The sequence below is a fragment of the Actinomycetospora cinnamomea genome (assembly GCF_003096675.1).
Classification (GTDB): domain Bacteria; phylum Actinomycetota; class Actinomycetes; order Mycobacteriales; family Pseudonocardiaceae; genus Actinomycetospora; species Actinomycetospora cinnamomea.
This window is the reverse complement of sequence record NZ_QEKW01000010.1, coordinates 95,047-110,741: the sequence shown is the minus strand read 5'-3', so window position 1 is coordinate 110,741 and position 15,695 is coordinate 95,047. Positions and strand designations below refer to the sequence as shown.

General features: G+C 76.5%; 12 protein-coding genes. 3 read left to right on the top strand and 9 right to left on the bottom strand.

Annotated features, from left to right (window positions below; genetic code table 11):
- Nucleotides 1–50 precede the first annotated feature (50 nt).
- From C8D89_RS30985 to C8D89_RS18625, 4 genes are read right to left on the bottom strand one after another with little or no spacing between them, the layout of a single operon-like run.
- The gene (locus tag C8D89_RS30985; RefSeq protein WP_341477325.1) at nucleotides 51–467 is read right to left on the bottom strand and encodes a DUF3017 domain-containing protein; all 417 of its coding nucleotides are present in this window, start codon (nucleotides 465–467) and stop codon (nucleotides 51–53) included.
- 7 nt (nucleotides 468–474) lie between these two features.
- Nucleotides 475–1,323: a bifunctional methylenetetrahydrofolate dehydrogenase/methenyltetrahydrofolate cyclohydrolase gene (locus tag C8D89_RS18635; RefSeq protein WP_116709624.1), complete on the bottom strand. Its 849-nt coding sequence runs from the start codon at nucleotides 1,321–1,323 to the stop codon at nucleotides 475–477.
- Nucleotides 1,324–1,363: 40 nt separating this feature from the next.
- Nucleotides 1,364–2,368 carry a DMT family transporter gene (locus C8D89_RS18630; protein ID WP_116709623.1) on the bottom strand — a complete coding sequence of 335 codons (1,005 nt, stop codon included), beginning with the start codon at nucleotides 2,366–2,368 and terminating at the stop codon, nucleotides 1,364–1,366.
- Nucleotides 2,369–2,416: 48 nt separating this feature from the next.
- A complete protein-coding gene (locus tag C8D89_RS18625; protein WP_133251966.1) occupies nucleotides 2,417–2,956 on the bottom strand; it encodes a hypothetical protein in 540 nt (179 codons plus the stop codon).
- A 192-nt stretch (nucleotides 2,957–3,148) separates the two neighbouring features.
- Between C8D89_RS18625 and C8D89_RS18620 the strand changes: the two genes are divergently transcribed.
- Nucleotides 3,149–3,817, top strand: coding sequence for a GPR1/FUN34/YaaH family transporter (locus C8D89_RS18620; protein ID WP_116709621.1), 669 nt, complete (start codon nucleotides 3,149–3,151; stop codon nucleotides 3,815–3,817).
- A 3-nt stretch (nucleotides 3,818–3,820) separates the two neighbouring features.
- Here the strand turns inward: C8D89_RS18620 and C8D89_RS18615 are convergent, their stop codons facing one another.
- From C8D89_RS18615 to C8D89_RS18605, 3 genes are all read right to left on the bottom strand, one after another.
- Nucleotides 3,821–7,408 (bottom strand): error-prone DNA polymerase, encoded by a 3,588-nt coding sequence (locus C8D89_RS18615; RefSeq protein WP_243418225.1) that lies wholly within the window; start codon nucleotides 7,406–7,408, stop codon nucleotides 3,821–3,823.
- A 266-nt stretch (nucleotides 7,409–7,674) separates the two neighbouring features.
- Complete coding sequence (locus C8D89_RS18610) at nucleotides 7,675–9,414, bottom strand: DNA polymerase Y family protein (RefSeq protein ID WP_116709620.1); 1,740 nt, start codon at nucleotides 9,412–9,414, stop codon at nucleotides 7,675–7,677.
- Complete coding sequence (locus C8D89_RS18605; RefSeq protein WP_133251965.1) at nucleotides 9,411–10,292, bottom strand: serine/threonine-protein kinase; 882 nt, start codon at nucleotides 10,290–10,292, stop codon at nucleotides 9,411–9,413. The genes C8D89_RS18610 and C8D89_RS18605 overlap by 4 nt, the downstream gene beginning before the upstream one ends.
- Before the next feature lie 121 nt (nucleotides 10,293–10,413).
- On the opposite strand from C8D89_RS18605, the gene C8D89_RS18600 reads away from it, so the two are divergent.
- Nucleotides 10,414–11,229: an NAD-dependent epimerase/dehydratase family protein gene (locus tag C8D89_RS18600; protein WP_116709618.1), complete on the top strand. Its 816-nt coding sequence runs from the start codon at nucleotides 10,414–10,416 to the stop codon at nucleotides 11,227–11,229.
- A 20-nt stretch (nucleotides 11,230–11,249) separates the two neighbouring features.
- Entirely contained in the window at nucleotides 11,250–13,214 is a 1,965-nt protein-coding gene (locus tag C8D89_RS18595) for an acyl-CoA thioester hydrolase/BAAT C-terminal domain-containing protein (RefSeq protein WP_207787298.1), read from the top strand.
- Between the two features lie 177 nt (nucleotides 13,215–13,391).
- Here C8D89_RS18595 and purH read toward each other — a convergent pair whose 3' ends face one another.
- Both purH and purN read right to left on the bottom strand, forming a co-directional pair.
- A complete protein-coding gene (purH, locus tag C8D89_RS18590; protein WP_116709616.1) occupies nucleotides 13,392–15,029 on the bottom strand; it encodes a bifunctional phosphoribosylaminoimidazolecarboxamide formyltransferase/IMP cyclohydrolase in 1,638 nt (545 codons plus the stop codon).
- On the bottom strand, nucleotides 15,026–15,643 hold the full coding sequence (purN, locus tag C8D89_RS18585; protein ID WP_116709615.1) for a phosphoribosylglycinamide formyltransferase: 618 nt from the start codon (nucleotides 15,641–15,643) through the stop codon (nucleotides 15,026–15,028). The genes purH and purN overlap by 4 nt, the downstream gene beginning before the upstream one ends.
- Between the last annotated feature and the right edge of the window lie 52 nt (nucleotides 15,644–15,695).

The following is a 15,695-nucleotide window of genomic DNA, read 5'->3' as shown; positions in this document are numbered from 1 at the left end:
CGACGGGCGTGCGGTGTGACACCAGGCGTGGCGGACCGGAGCCGGTGCGGTCAGCGGGTCGCGAGCGGTCCTCCCGTGATCGTCAGCGACACGGCGATGACGACCAGGCCGAACAGCGTGTACGTGACGATGTCGACCCGCCGGCTGCGCACGGCGAGCAGGCCCGCGGCGGTGCGGGTGAGGCTCGCGCGCAGCACGCCCGCGAGCAGCAGCGCGAGACCGAGCTCGGTGGTGCCCTCGCGCCAGTGCTGCAGGGCGATGCGGCCGAACGCGACGGCGACCACGAGCATGACCGCGAGGAACGGCAGGTGGGCGCGGACCTTGCGCAGGAGCTCCGCGCGGCGCTCCTGCCGCGTGCGCGGTGGGCGGGCGTGGCGCCCCGCGCTCGACGGGAGCACCTCGGTGGGGCTGTCGTCGGGCGGCACGGGTCCGGAGGGCGGGGTCGGCCGGGGGGACACGGTCGTCACCGGGCGATCACCCCGCCCGCTCCGCCCTCTCGACGACGTTGGTCAGCAGCATCCCGCGCGTCATCGGGCCGACCCCGCCGGGGACCGGCGCGAGGTAGCCAGCGACCTCGGCGACCTCGGGGGCGACGTCGCCGACGAGGCCGTGCTCGCCGCGGGTGATGCCGACGTCGAGGACCGCGGCGCCCGGCTTGACCATGTCGGCGGTGACCAGACCGGGCACCCCGGCGGCGGCCACGATGACGTCGGCGGCGCGCAGCTCGGCGGCGACGTCCTTGGTCCCCGTGTGGCAGAGGGTGACGGTGGCGTTCACCGAACGCAACGTCAGCAGCAGGCCGAGCGGGCGGCCGACGGTGACGCCACGACCCAGGACCGTGACCTTCGCGCCGTTCAGCGGGACGTCGTAGCGGCGCAGCAGCTCGACCACGCCGCGCGGGGTGCACGGCAGCGGGCCCGGCTCCTGCAGCACCAGTCGCCCGAGGTTCGTCGGGTGCAGGCCGTCGGCGTCCTTGTCCGGGTCGATGCGCTCGAGCGCCGCGCCCGCGTCGAGGCCCTTCGGCAGGGGCAGTTGGACGATGTAACCGGTGCACGCCGGGTCGGCGTTGAGCTCGTCGATCGTGGCCTCGACGTCGGCCTGGGTGGCGTCGGCGGGCAGGTCGCGGCGGATCGAGGCGATACCGACCTTGGCGCAGTCGTTGTGCTTGCCGCGCACGTAGGAGTGCGAGCCCGGGTCGTCGCCCACCAGCACCGTGCCGAGGCCCGGCGTGCGCCCCGCCGCGGTGAGGGCGTCCACCCGCGCCCGCAGGTCCTCGAGGATGGTCGCGAGCGTGGCCTTGCCGTCCAGCTTCGTCGCGGTCACCACCTCATCATGGCAGGTACCGGGCGGGGACCCGGGCGCCTCACCGCCCCGCGCGGGCCCGCCGCCGCGCCCGCCAGGGCGCGGCGGCGACCCCGGCGGCCACGAGCGTCAGGGCGGCCCCGAGCACGGTGGTCAGACCCGGGGCCCCCGCGGCCGAGGGCAGGACGACGTCGAGGAGCAGCGCGAACACGACCTGCCCGGCGACGGCCGCGAGCGAGAGCAGCAGGACACCGATCTGGCCGACCACCCAGGCGCTCAGCCCGATGAAGACCGCACCGAACGGGCCGCCGAGGTAGAGGTACCAGGCCGTCGGCAGGGGGTTCGGCGGGCCGAGCACGGCGATCGCGACGACGCCCGCGAGGACGAGCGCCGCGAAGCCGACGATGAAGTTGATCGTGGCGGCAGGAAGCACCGAGGTCAGGACCGATCCCCGCTCGGCGTCCGGGTCGTCGGGGTCGCCGCCGGCGGCCGCCGCGACGCGCCCGTTCAGGCCCTGCTGGGTGGCGATGGCCACGCCGGCGACCAGCGGCAGCAGCGCCAGCGCGACCGGCGCCTCCGTGCTCACCGACGGAGCGACCGAGAGCACGACCGCCCCGAGCATCAGGACCGCCCCGACGATCCGGGGCAGGGTCGTGGCCTGCGGGCCGGCGGGCCCGAGGCCGACCCGGTCGACGACCAGCCCGCCGCTGGACTGCCCCGCGACCACCGCGATGGTGAACAGGGCCGTGCCCAGCACGTGCGCCGTGAGCCCCTGGCCGGCGACGAGCATCGCACCCCCGAGCCCGCCGAGCAGCTGCCACGGGCGCAGCGACCCGCGGCGCCGCGCGGCGCCGACCCGTCGCAGCCCGCGGCGGCCCGCGGGGACCAGCGCCATGAGCACGAGGAGCAGCACGAGCCCCAGACCGAACGAGATGACCGCGGCGAGCACGCCGTCGCCGAGCTGCGTGCCGAGCTCGGCGTTCACCCGGGCCTGCGCGACGATGAACCCGCCGGTGACGAAGGCCGCGGCGAGGCCGAGCGCGGTGCGCGAGCGCGGTGGAGCCACGCCGGGCGAACCTACGCTCCGCGGCGCTCCCCGGGAGTGATCACCGGATCACACCGCGCGACGCGCGGTGAGGGCGTTGGTCGCAGCGACGCCCCCGGCGTAGATCCCGTGCTGCACGAAGCTGGTGCGCAGCAGGTCGCGACGCCAGCGCCAGGGCGGCGGGGTGCCGCCGAGCACCGGGAACAGGCCGAGCGCCATCGCCTGGGTGCCGGCGAGGAACACCAGACCCGGCGCGGGCTCGCGGCCGAACGCGCGCTGCAGGACGACGTGGGTGGCGCCGACGACGGAGCCGTAGCCCCAGTGCACGACCCAGTACAGCGCGTGGCGACCCCGCGCGCTCCGCGGCGCCCAGCCGACCACGGCGTCGAGGAGGGTGGAGGCGGCGACGACGACGTGCTCGCTGTCGTCGTAGTCGAGCACCTCGTCGATCTCCGAGACCGCGATCCCGTGACGCCGGGCGTACGCCTCACGCCGCAGCCGCGCCGCGAACGCCATGGCCCCCGTGCCCACCGCGCCGCCGACCACACCCCGCGCGGCCTCCCCCAGCACGGCCGAGGTCCCGCTGCGTCTCCCCCGCCCTGTGCCCATGACCGCAGCATGCCCTGGGTCGCCCACCGGTGCGGACGGACGGGCACCCCCTCCGGTCGTCCCCCTCCGTCCGGCCCGGTGCGCTCACGGCGTGTCTCAACTCACACTCTTCCTACATCGGGGTGAAGCAGTGCGCCCGCCGGGACCACAGGAGCCCGCGGGACTGCCCCGGTCGACCACAGGAGGAGTGGAATGACCACCATCGACGCGCAGTCCACCGCCGCCCACGCAGCACCCGACACCGGCAGCGGTGCGGACGACGCGGCCGCCGCCGGCGCGAACCCGGCACTCGTCGGGGTGCCCACGTTCGTGATCGGCTCGGTGGCCCTCGGCCTGTACCTGGTCGGCTTCACCGGCTCCTCGAGCACGGCGCTGGTGGGCATGCTGCCGATCCTGTTCATGTGCACCGGGATCGGGCAGCTCGTCGCCACCGTCTGGGCGGTCCGCGTCGGGGCGGGTGCGCCGGCCGCCATCTTCGGCATCTTCACGGGGTTCTGGCTGAGCTTCGCCGTCCTGGCCACGTCGTTGGGCGCCGACTGGTTCGGCCCGACCTCCACCGACACCGCCGTGGCCACCGGGGCCCAGGAGACGTTCCTGCTGACCTGGCTGATCGGCATCGTCGTGCTCACCCTGGCCTCGCTGCGCCTGCCCGCGGCGTTCACGCTGCTGTTCGTCCTCATCGACGCAGCGCTGCTGCTGGTGCTGCTCGGCACCTCGAGCGGCTCGACCGGGCTGCTGTTCGTCGGCGGCGTCGTGGTGTTCGCGTTCGCCCTCGTCGGCGTGTACCTGTTCGTCGACGCCCTCGGCCAGGCCACCGGCGGCAAGCCGCTGCCGATGGGCAAGCCGATCATCGGCGGGTGACGCTCAGCGGAAGTCCCGCGAGCTCGAGGGCACGCGCAGCTCGAGGCGCTCGACGCGGTCGGCGATGAGGTTGACCACCGTGGACGCGTCGGGCGCCCGCTCGACGCGGCCTCGGATGACGAGCGCGGCGCTGGTGCGCGCCACCACCCGGTGCCGCGCCCAGAGCCCCTCGGAGCAGACGACGTTGAGCATGCCGGTCTCGTCCTCGAGGTTGAGGAACGTCGTGCCGCCCGCGGTCGCCGGGCGCTGGCGGTGGGTGACCACCCCGCCCACCTCGATGCGCTCGCCCTCGGTGACGCCGGCGACCGCGGCCACCGACAGCGCGCCACGCTCGTCGAGGGCGGCCCGCAGGTGGGTCACCGGATGGCTGTCGGGGGTGAGGCCGGTGGCCCACACGTCGGCGACCGTGAGCTCGACCGCGCTCATCCCCGGCAGCGTCGGCGCCTCGAGGCCGACCGCGGTGTCGGGCAGCCGGTCGTGGCGCACACCGTCGCGCACCACCCCGACCCCGGCGGCCGCGGCCCCGGCCGCCCACAGCGCCTCGCGCCGCTCGAGCCCGAAGCACCCGAGCGCCCCGGCGGTGGCCAGCGCCTCGACCTGCGCGGCGGTCAGCTCGGCGCGCCGGGCGAGGTCGGCCACGTCCCGGTAGGCACCGTGCTCGGTGCCGCCCTGTGGTCCGTCCCGGCAGGCCACGATCCGGGCGGCCACCTCCTCGCCCAGCCCGCGGACCTCGGCGAGCCCGAGCCGGACGGCGACCCCACCGGTGCTGTCGGCGTGGGGTTCGAGGCCCGGGGTGTCCGCCCCGACCTGCACGTCCGGGCCGAGCACGACCACCCCGTGGCGGCGGGCGTCGGCCGTGAGCGACTGGGGGGAGTAGAAGCCCATGGGCTGGGCGCGCAGCAGCGCCGCGCAGAACGCCGCCGGGTAGTAGAGCTTGTACCAGGCGCTGACGTAGACCAGCGACGCGAAGCTGATCGAGTGGCTCTCGGGGAAGCCGAAGTTCGCGAACGCCTTGGTCTTGTTGAAGATCGTGTCCGCGAGGTCGCCGGTGATCCCGTTGGCCGCCATGCCCTCGTAGAACCGCTCGCGCATCCGCTCGATCCGCTCGCTGGAGCGCTTGGCCGACAGGGCGCGGCGCAGCTCGTCGGCCTCGGCCGCCGTGAAACCGGCGACGTCCACCGCGAGCTGCATGAGCTGCTCCTGGAACAGCGGCACCCCCAGCGTCTTGGCCAGCGCCGGCTCGCAGAGCGGGTGGTCGAAGACGACGCGCTCGAGCCCGTTGCGCCGCCGGATGTAGGGGTGCACCGACCCGCCCTGGATGGGCCCGGGGCGGATGAGCGCCACCTCGACGACGAGGTCGTAGAACTCGCGCGGTTTGAGGCGGGGCAGCGTGGCCATCTGCGCACGGGACTCGACCTGGAACACGCCCACCGAGTCGCCCTCGGCGAGCATCGCGAACACCTTCTCGTCGACGGCCTGCAGGTCGTGCAGGCGTACGTGCACGCCGTGGTGCTCGGCGACCAGGTCGGCCGCGTAGTGCAGCACCGAGAGCATTCCCAGCCCGAGCAGGTCGAACTTGACCAGCCCGACCGCCGCCGCGTCGTCCTTGTCCCACTGGATGACGCTGCGCCCGGGCATGCGCCCCCACTCGACGGGCACCACCTGGTCGACGGGGCGGTCGCAGATGACCATGCCGCCGGAGTGGATGCCGAGGTGGCGCGGGAACCCGGCGATCTGCTCGGCGAGGCTCGCGACGGCGACCGGCATCCCCGGGACCTGGCCGGCCAGCTCCGCTGCCCCTCCACCCGGCCCACCCCACCGGTCGATCTGCTTGCTCCAGGCGTCCTGCTGGCCCTGGGCGAACCCCAGCGCCCGCGCCGCGTCGCGCACCGCCGAGCGCGGCCGGTAGGTGATGACGTTGGCGACCTGGGCGGCGCGGTCGCGCCCGTAGCGGGCGTAGACGTACTGGATGGCCTCCTCGCGGCGGTCGGACTCGATGTCGAGGTCGATGTCGGGGTAGCCGTCGCGCTCCGGGGAGAGGAACCGCTCGAACAGCAGGCCCATCGCCACGGCGTCGACGTGGGTGATGCCGAGCGCGAAGCACACCGCGGAGTTGGCCGCCGAGCCCCGGCCCTGGCAGTAGATGTCGTGGTCGTCGCAGAACCGCACGATGTCGGCGACGATGAGGAAGTAGCCGGGGAAACCCTGCCGCTCGATGACGTCCAGCTCGTGGTCGATCACCTCGTAGGCCCGCGGCGAGCGCATCCGGTCGCCGTAGCGCACCGCCGCGCCCATCCACGTCAGCCGCCGCAGCCAGCTCGCCTCGGTCTCGCCCTCGGGCACCGCGAACGGCGGCAGCTCGGGCGCCAGCAGCTCGAGGCCGAAGGCGCACTCGCGTCCCAGCCGCGCCGCGTGGGCGACCGCCTCGGGGTGGCGCGCGAACCGCTCGGCCATCTCGGCCCCCGACCGCAGGTGCGCCGCGCCGGGCGGCAGCCAGCCCTCGGCGTCGTCGAGGCTGCGCCGCGCCCGTACGGCACCCAGCGCCGCGGCCAGCCGCGCACGGTCGGGGGTGGCGTAGTGCGCGTTCGTGGTGGCCACGGTGCGCAGCCCGCGCCCGCGGTCGGCGCGCCCGGCGAGCTCGGCCAGGGCCGCGTTGCGCTCGGTGTCGTCGGGCAGGCCCTGGTCGGTGAGCTCAACCGCGACGTTGTCCGCGCCGAACAGCGCGACGAGGCGGTCGATCTCGCGGGCGGCGGCTGCGGCTCCGGTGGCCCCGCCGGTCGCGAGCGCGCGGCGCACCGATCCCTTGCGGCACCCCGTGAGCACCTGGACGTGCCCGCCGAGCGTCGAGGCGACCCGCTCGGGGTCGTACACCGGGCGGCCCTTCTCGCCGTGGGTGTGCATCTGCCCCTCGGTGATCGCCCGCGAGATCGCCCGGTAACCATCGGGGTCGCGGGCCAGGACCAGCAGGTGGTCGCCTTCGGGGTCGGGCACCCCGTTCTGCGGCGCGGTCAGGCCCAGCGAGAGCTCGGCGCCGTAGACCGTCGGCACCCCCAGCTCCTGCGCGGCCTCGGCGAAGCGCACCACGCCGTACACGCCGTCGTGGTCGGTGAGCGCGATCGCCTCGAGTCCCAGCCGCGCGGCCTCCTCGACCAGCTCCTCGGGGTGCGACGCGCCGTCGAGGAAGCTGAAGTTGGAGTGCACGTGCAGCTCGGCGTACGGCACCGTGACGCCCGTCGTCCGCGTCCCCGCCGGCGGCCGGTAGGGCGTGCGGTGGCGCGACCACGCCGGGCTGTCGCCGCCGTCGCCGGGGAACTGCTCGTCCCGCGGCGGGCGGATCCGGCCGGGACCGTCGGTCCGCTCGCTGTCGTCGAACGCCAAAGGGTCGCGGACGAAGTCGTCCGGCGGATCCCCGTCCCCGGGGGGCCAGGGGCCGACGTGGCCGACGTGGGGCTCGCCCCGCGCTCGCGGCTCTCCTTGGATCGCCTTGCGCGTCCCGTTGCCCCGACCCTGCATGCTCGGGTTGTCGGAAGGGTGCCCGGCCAGCAGGCGCTCCATCTCCGACCAGCTCACCGGCGGGTTACCCCAGCCCATCGGCGCCTCCCGCTCCGGGATCGACCCCGACGGATCGGGACCACTGACCTATGGCCTTGATCGCGTCGAGACCGACGTCCACCGGGTCACCGGCTCGGCGCCCCGCCGTCGTCCCGCCGTCGTTCTCGTCGCCGCGGACGAGGGGCGTCCGTGTCGTCGGAGGAGTCGGAGGAGTCGGAGCCCGGTGCACCGCCATCGACCTCGATGCGATCTCGGGCGTAGGTCCTCGCCTCGGCCGACCGGCTCCGTCGCGGCTGACTCCGATCTCAGTCATAGATTCCCTCCACAGCCCAGCGGCCGTCGCGGTGGACCAGCAGCAGCGCCCGCCCGACCGCGTCGGCGCCGGAGGCCACCGGATCGGGCGCGAGGTCGGCGGCCGGGTCGGGCTCGGGGACGCGGCCGGCAGCGATCTCGTCGGCGTCGGTGGCGCACACGACCTGGATGCGCACGCTGCCGCCCGGGACCGCCCGGGGGTCCCACCAGCGGCCGGGGTCGGGCCACGGACCGCCCCACGCCCGGACGGGGGCTGTGGGCGCAGCCGGGTCGGTGCCGAGCGCCACGTGCGCGGGCGGGGCCGAGAGCCGGCCGCGGGACGCGCGGTGCACCGGCGCGCCGGCGGCGTCGAGCACCCTCGCCGGCAGCGGCTCGGGCGGCACCCGGGCCGGCGAGGGCGCGGGCAGCGCCCCCGGCCAGGGCGCGGCCGGGTCGAGCGCCGGCTCACGCTCGTCGCCCCAGGGCACCAGCCGAACCCGCTCGCCGGGGCCGCGCCCGCCACCCGGCACCCCCGTGAGCACCTCCCCGGGCCCGAGCAGGCCCTGGACGCGCACGAGCGCGCGCCCGGCCCGCTCGTCGGCCACCCCGACCTCGCCCCACAGCCCGAGCTGCAGCCGCCCGGCGTCGACCACCTCCTCGGGCACCAGGCGCAGCACCGTCAGGCCTCCGTCCCCCCGGCCGTCCCCCCGGCCGTCCCCCCGGCCGTCCCCCGACCCGGGCCCGCGCCGGGAGAGCCAGCCCTCGAGCTGCCAGCGGACGCGGTCGGCCGTGCCCGCCGGGGTGAGGGGCTCGGCGCAGCGCCACACCCGGGCCAGCTCGTCGCCGGCGGTGGTGCGGGCCTGCACGCCGAGCCGCGTGCACGCCAGGCCCGCCCGGCCCAGGGCCTCGTGCAGCCGCTCGGACAGCGCGCGGGCGGCGAAGGCGGCGGCGTCGACGCGGTCGACCGGCGGGTCGAGCGGCAGCTCGGCGGTGAGCTCGTCGGGGATCCGGCGCCGGGACGGCGGGCGCTCGTCGAGCCCCCGGGCCAGCCGGTGGGCCCGGACGGCGGCCGCGTCGAAGCGCGAGGCCACGTCGGTGGCCGACAGGGCGGCGAAGGCACCCAGCGTGGTGAGCCCGAGCCGACGCAGCAGGCCGATGAGCTCGGCGCGCGCGGCGCTCGCGTCGTCGTCGGCGCCGGCGGTGTCCGGCTCGACGCCCGGCTCGAGCTCGAGCTCGGTGACCGGCAGCGGCGCGAGGAACGCCGGGCTCTCCCCCGGCGGCACCAGCAGCGACCGGCGCGCGGCCAGGCCGGCCGCGAACAGCCCGTCGGCCACCCCGACCTGGCACTCGACGCGCGTGCGTCCCGCGACGTGGTCGACCAGGCGCTCGGCCACGACCTCCTCCCCGCCGAAGTAGCGCGCGGGCCCCCGCGCCGAGAGCGCCACCAGCCCCGGACGCACCACCTCCACCCCGGGCGCCAGCTCCTCCACCGCCGCCGCGACCGGCTCGAAGCAGCGGGCGTCGCGCTCGGGGTCGCGGGCGAGCACCGCCAGGTCCGGGCAGCGGGCCTGGGCCTCGCGCCGGCGCAGCCCCCGGCGCACGCCCTGCGCCCGCGCCGTCGCCGAGCAGGCCACCACCCGGTGCGACGCGAGGACCGCGGCGGGCCGCGCGGCGGGCAGGCCCGCCTCGGCCGCGCCCGCCACCACCGGCCAGTCGGGACACCACAGGGCCAGCACCCGCGTCGGCGCGCTCACCCCGCCACCCCGATGCGCACGGGCACGTCTGCTGATCCCGGCGCCGGCCGCCCCCGCGGCACCGGCGGGCCGGTGAGCGGCGCCCCGACCGGGAGCTCCCCGTCCGGCGCACACGTCCCCGCCGGCCCCGGCAGCAGCAGCGGGGCCTCCCGCTCGCCGGGGCGTCCCCGGGCCGCGCACCGCACGCGGACCCGCCGCGAGCGCAACCGGCCGGCGCCGTCACCGCCGAGCCCGGCCCACGCGCCGCCCTCGGCGCGCAGCTCCACCTCGGCGCCCGGCCACGTGCCCGGCGACCCCGTGACCGGGACCAGCACCGCCCCGCGCTGGCGCACCCGGGCCCCGAGCCGCTGCCGGTCGCCCGCCGACCACCGCACGCCCGGCAGCGTGGTGTCGAGCACGACCACGTCGACCCCGTCGACCAGCGCCGCCACCACCGCCGCCGGACGTGGCCCGGGGCGGGGCACCAGCGCCGTGCGCGCCAGGTCGAGCCCCGCCTCGGCCGCGGCCTGGACCCCGAGGTCGGGCAGGCCCACCAGCGCGCACCACGACCCCGCCCGCGACGCCTCGGCCAGCACGGCGAGCAGCAGCGACGTCGACCCGCACACCGCGACCGTCGACCCGCGCCGCAGCCCGCCGGCGGGCAGGAGCTCCGCCAGCGGGCCGACCACCGGCAGCACCGCCGCACCCTCGCGGTCGGGGGGAGGCTCCGGCCGGGCCGGGTCGACCACTGCAGCCGGCTCGACCACCGGGGCCGGCGGTACCGTGCGCGCACCCCGCCGCCCCCGCAGCTCCCCCAGCTCGGAGGCCCGCACGACCCCCAGGTCGGACCACCGCCGCGCCGGGACCTGCCCGGCGGGCGACGACGACGCACCACCCATGAGCGCCTCCTCGAACACGTGTTCGAACTCAGGAGAACGCTAACCCACGCCCCCGACAGTCGCCGAGCCCGCGGGCGTGGGTCACCCCGACGATGTCGGGGCGGTCGGGCAGGGTGCACCCATGTCCGAGCGCGTCCTCGTCACCGGCGCCGCCGGGCGCATCGGCGGCTACCTGCGTCCCCGCCTCGCGCGCCCCGCCCGCACGCTGCGCCTGCTCGACGTCGCCGCCGTCCCCGACCCCGCACCGGGCGAGGAGACCGTCACCGCATCGGTCGCCGACCTCGACGCGGTCACCGCGGCGTGCGCGGGAGACGGTCGAGCCGTCGACGCCGTCGTCCACCTCGGCGGGTACGCCGGCGAGGAGGCGTGGGACGACGTCCTCGCCGTGAACATCCACGGCACCTACGCCGTGTTCGAGGCCGCACGGCGCGCCGGGGTCGGCCGCGTCGTGTTCGCCAGCAGCAACCACGCCGTCGGCTTCCACCCCGGCACCGACCCCGTGCCCGACGGCCTGCCGCCCCGGCCCGACACCTTCTACGGGGTGAGCAAGGTCGCCGGCGAGGCGCTCGGCAGCCTCTACCACGACCGGCACGGCCTCGACGTCGTGTGCCTGCGGATCGGGACGTGCCGTGACCGGCCCACCGATCGACGGGGGCTCGCCACGTGGCTCTCGCCCGACGACTGCGGCCGCCTGGTCGAGGCGGCCCTGACCTGCCCGTCGCCGGGCTTCCGCATCGTCTGGGGTGTCTCGGCCAACATTCGGCGCCGCTGGGCCCTCGCCGGCGCCCACGAGCTCGGCTACCGGCCGCGCGACGACGCCGAGGTGTTCGCCGCCGAGGTCGGCGAGCACGGGGATCCCGAGACCGACGGGTTCGTCGGGGGCGAGTTCTGCGGCCCGGGGTCCGAGGCACCGGGCCGGTACCCACCCGACAGGTGACACCGTCGCGCCGCGGGCCCGTGACCAGCCAGGATGACCCGATGGGCTACGTCCTCGGCTTCCTCCCGTGGATCGTCTACTGGATCCTGGTCGGCAACGTCGCGTTCCGCACCGCGCTGCTCGTCGCGCTCGCCGTCGCCGCCCTCGCCGTGGTGGTCGGCCGGCTCCGGCACGAGCGTCCGAAGACCCTCGACGTCGGCAGCGTCGTGGTGTTCGTCCTCCTCACCGCCGTCGCCTTCGTCGTACCCGACACCGTTCTCGAGCGGTGGATCCAGCCGCTGGGCAACGCCGGGCTGCTCCTCATCGTGCTGGCCGGGCTCGCCCTGCGGCGCCCGTTCGTCCTCGACTACGCGACCGCCTCAGTGGACGCAGTCACCGCGCGCACCGACGGCTTCCGGGCGATCACGACGGCGATGACGTGGCTCTGGGCCGGCCTGTTCGCCGCGATGACGGTGCTCTCGGCGATCCCGCCGGTCGTGGACGGCGACGCGACCCTGCTCGACGCCGACGACACCCTGTCGATCCTCTGCTACTGGGTCGCCCCGTTCGCGCTGATGGGGATCGGCGGCGTGATCTCGGGGGCGTTCCCGCCCTGGTTCTCCGCCCGCTCGACGGAGGTCGACCGCCGCTCCGCCGGCGCGCCCGCCGTCGTCCCGCAGCCCGCGCCCGCCCCGGACGTCACCGAGGGGCTGGTGATCGAGGCGCCGGCGGACTCCCGCCACGACGAGCCGTTCGACGTCGTCGTCCGCGGCGCGACGCAGGAGGTGGAGCTCACGGCGGAGGGCGTGGACCTCGTCGGCCGACCCTGGCGCGCGACGGCCGCGTTCCCCGCCGCCGACGCGCTCGACCTCGCGGCCACCGCCCCGACCTCGGGTGACTGGGACGCCGCCGACCCGGCCGCCCCGCTGTGGGCCATGCGCTTCGGCGCCGAGGGCGCCGTGCCCGACCTGTTCGTCCCGCCCGTCGACCCGTGGCGGGTGACGCTGACCGCCCGCTCGGGGACGCGGTCGGCGCGCCGCACAGCGACCCGGCGGACGGCCGCGGACGGGGTGGAGCCGACCTCGGTCGACGTCGGCGGCCTGCGCGGGACGCTGGTGCTGCCGCCGGGCGGGGGCAGCGGGCTGCCCGCGGTCGCGTGCTTCGGCGGCTCGGAGGGCGGGTCGGACTCGCAGTTCGCGCACGCCGCGCTCCTCGCCTCGCGAGGTTTCGTGGCGCTCGCCGCGCCCTGGATCCCCGAGCCGCAGGGCGCGGGGTCGATCGGGGAGGCGATCGAGGAGGTCCCGCTCGAACGCTTCGCCACCGCCCTGGACCTGCTCGCCGGGCACGCCGCGGTCGACCGGTCCCGGGTCGCGGCCATGGCCGTCTCGCGGGGGTCGGAGGGGCTGCTGGCAGCCGCGGCCGCGGGGCTGGGACCGCGCCTGTCGGCCCTCGTCCTCGTCAGCCCCAGCAGCGTGACCTGGCAGGCCGTCGGCGGGGGCGGCGAGGTGCCCGACACCGCGTCCTGGGCCCGCGGCGGGACGCCCCTGCCCTGGCAGCCGCTGCCCAGCGGCGCGCTCATGCCCCAGATCGTCCGCAACGACTGGAGCGTCCGGCGCGACACCGCCGCCCACCGCCCGTCGCTGCTGCGCCTGCGGCCGGCCTACGAGGCCGGGCTCGCGCGCGGTGTCGGCGCCGCCGCGATCCCGTCCGAGCGCGTCCCGTGCCCGATCCTGTGCGTGTCCGGTGACGACGACCAGCTCTGGCCGTCGGGACCGATGGCCGACGCCCTGCTCGCACGCCGGCACCGCGACGACGACCAGCACCTGCACTACCGGGGCGCCGGCCACCTGATCCGGCTCGGCACGTTCCCCACCGATGCGCCCTGGACCGGCGGCATCGCGTTCGGCGGCACCCGGGCCGGGCTCGCCGCAGCACAGCGGGACGTGACCGAGCGCGTCCCCGCCTTCCTGCAGCGGCGCACGGCGGTGACGCCCGCCACCACCTGAACGCGGGGACGATGGTCAGAAGCGAGGCGCGGCGGTTCGCCGCGATGCTGCAGCACCGCGGCCGCGCGCTGGCCCGCGCCGGGGCGTGGCTGCGGCAACGCCGGGTGGACGTGGCGCCGGGCGCGTGAGGGTGTGAGCGCTTTCCCGTGTCAGGGCGCGGGCAAGCGCGCACGAGCGCTAATGCGCAAAGTGGCGCGTCCCGGTGAGGTACATCGTCACGCCCGCCCGCTGCGCGGCCTCGATCACCTGCTCGTCACGCACCGACCCGCCGGGCTGGACGACCGCGGCGACGCCGGCGTCGGCGAGCACCTCGAACCCGTCCGGGAACGGGAAGAACGCGTCGGACGCGGCCACGGAGCCGGCCACGCGGTCGCCGCCGCGGGCCACGGCCAGCTTCGCGGCGTCGACCCGGTTGACCTGGCCCATGCCCACGCCGATCGTCGCGCCGCCGTGGGCGAGCAGGATGGCGTTGGACTTGACCGCCCGGCAGGCCCGCCAGGCGAAGGCGAGGTCGGCGAGCTGCTCGCTCGAGGCGGGGTCGCCGCAGGCCAGGGTCCAGTGGGCGGGGTCGTCGCCGGGTGCGTCGACGGCGTCGCGCTGCTGGAGCAGCAGGCCCCCGGAGATCGGGCGCAGCTCGGCCGCCGCGGGCGCCCAGGTCGCGGTGAGCACCCGGATGTTCTTCTTCCGCGCGAGGACGTCCACGGCGCCCTCGGCGTACGACGGGGCGACGATGACCTCGGTGAAGATCTCCGAAACCGTCTCGGCCATGGCCGTGCTGACCTCGGTGTTCGACGCGATCACGCCGCCGAACGCGCTGGTCGGGTCGCAGGCGTGGGCCTTGCGGTGCACCGCGGCGACCACGTCGTCAGCGGGGTCGTCAGCGGGGTCGTCACCGGGCTCGTCACCGGTCGCCACCGCGATCCCGCACGGGTTGGCGTGCTTGATGATGGCCACGCAGACCCCGTCGTGGTCGTGGGCCGCGCGCCAGGCCGCGTCGGTGTCGACGTAGTTGTTGTACGACATCTCCTTGCCGTGCAGCTGCGTGGCGCCGGCGATCCCGGTGGCGTCCTCCGGGTCGCCGTAGAGCGCGGCGGCCTGGTGCGGGTTCTCGCCGTAGCGCAGCACCTCCCGGCGCCGGGCCGTGGTGCCGACCCAGCCCGGGAACGGTGAGCCCGGCTCGGCGTCCGAGGTCAGCACGTTGCCCATCCACGAGGCCACCGCGACGTCGTAGGACGCGGTGTGCCGGAACGCCTCGGCGGCCAGCAGGCGCCGGTCCGCGAGCACGACCCCGCCCTCCTGCGCCTGCTCGAGCAGCCACGGGTAGCGCGTCGGGTCGGTGACGACGGCGACCGACTCGTGGTTCTTCGCCGCCGCGCGGATCATCGCCGGGCCGCCGATGTCGATCTGCTCGACGCAGTCGTCGGGCGACGCGCCGGAGGCCACGGTGGCGGTGAACGGGTAGAGGTTGACCACCAGCAGGTCGAAGGGCGCGATGTCGAGCGACTCGAGCGCCTGGGTGTGCGTCGGCAGGCGCGTGTCGGCGAGCAGGCCGGCGTGCACCCGCGGGTGCAGCGTCTTGACGCGCCCGTCGAGGCACTCGGGGAACCCCGTGACCTCCTCCACCCGCGTGACCGGGACGCCGGCGTCGGCGATGCGCCCCGCGGTGGAGCCGGTGGAGACGATCTCGACGCCGGCCGCGTGCAGCCCGGTGGCCAGGTCCAGCAGGCCGGCCTTGTCGAACACGCTGACCAGGGCGCGGCGGAGCGGGCGCCGGCCCTCGGCGAGGGCGGCGACCTGCGGTTCGGTGGCGGTCACGGGATTCTCACTCCTCGTCCGGTGACGGTGGCGCCGTGGCGGACCAGCGCCGCGACGGTCTCGACGAGGACCCGTCGCTCCACCACCTTGATGCGCTCGTGCAGGGTGTCCTCGGTGTCGTCGGGATCGACGGTGACGGCTTCCTGGGCCAGGACCGGGCCCGTGTCCACGCCCGCGTCGACCAGGTGAACGGTCGCGCCGGTGACCTTCACGCCGTAGGCCACGGTGTCGCGGACCGGTTGCGCGCCCGGGAACGCGGGCAGCAGGGCGGGATGGGTGTTGATCGTCCGCCCGCCGAAGGCGGCGAGGAACGCCGGGCCGAGCAGGCGGGCGAAGCCGGCGGAGACCACGAGGTCCGGCTCGGTCCCCGCGACGGTGGCGGCCAGGGCCTCGTCCCAGGCGACGCGGTCGGGGTGGTCGCCGGGGCGGACGACGGCGGTGGGCACGCCCGCGGCCGTCGCCCGGTCCAGCGCGCCGACGCCCGCGCGGTCGGAGACGACCGCGACGACGCGCGCCGGGTGCTCCGCGTCGTCCCCCGCGTCGAGCAGCGCCTGCAGCAGGCTGCCCGAGCCCGACGCGAGGACGGTGACGCGGGCGGGCGACGGCAGTCGCAAGCGGTGCTGCTCGGTGGTGGTCAGCGCTGCTCCCGGGCCGCCGCGGATGTCG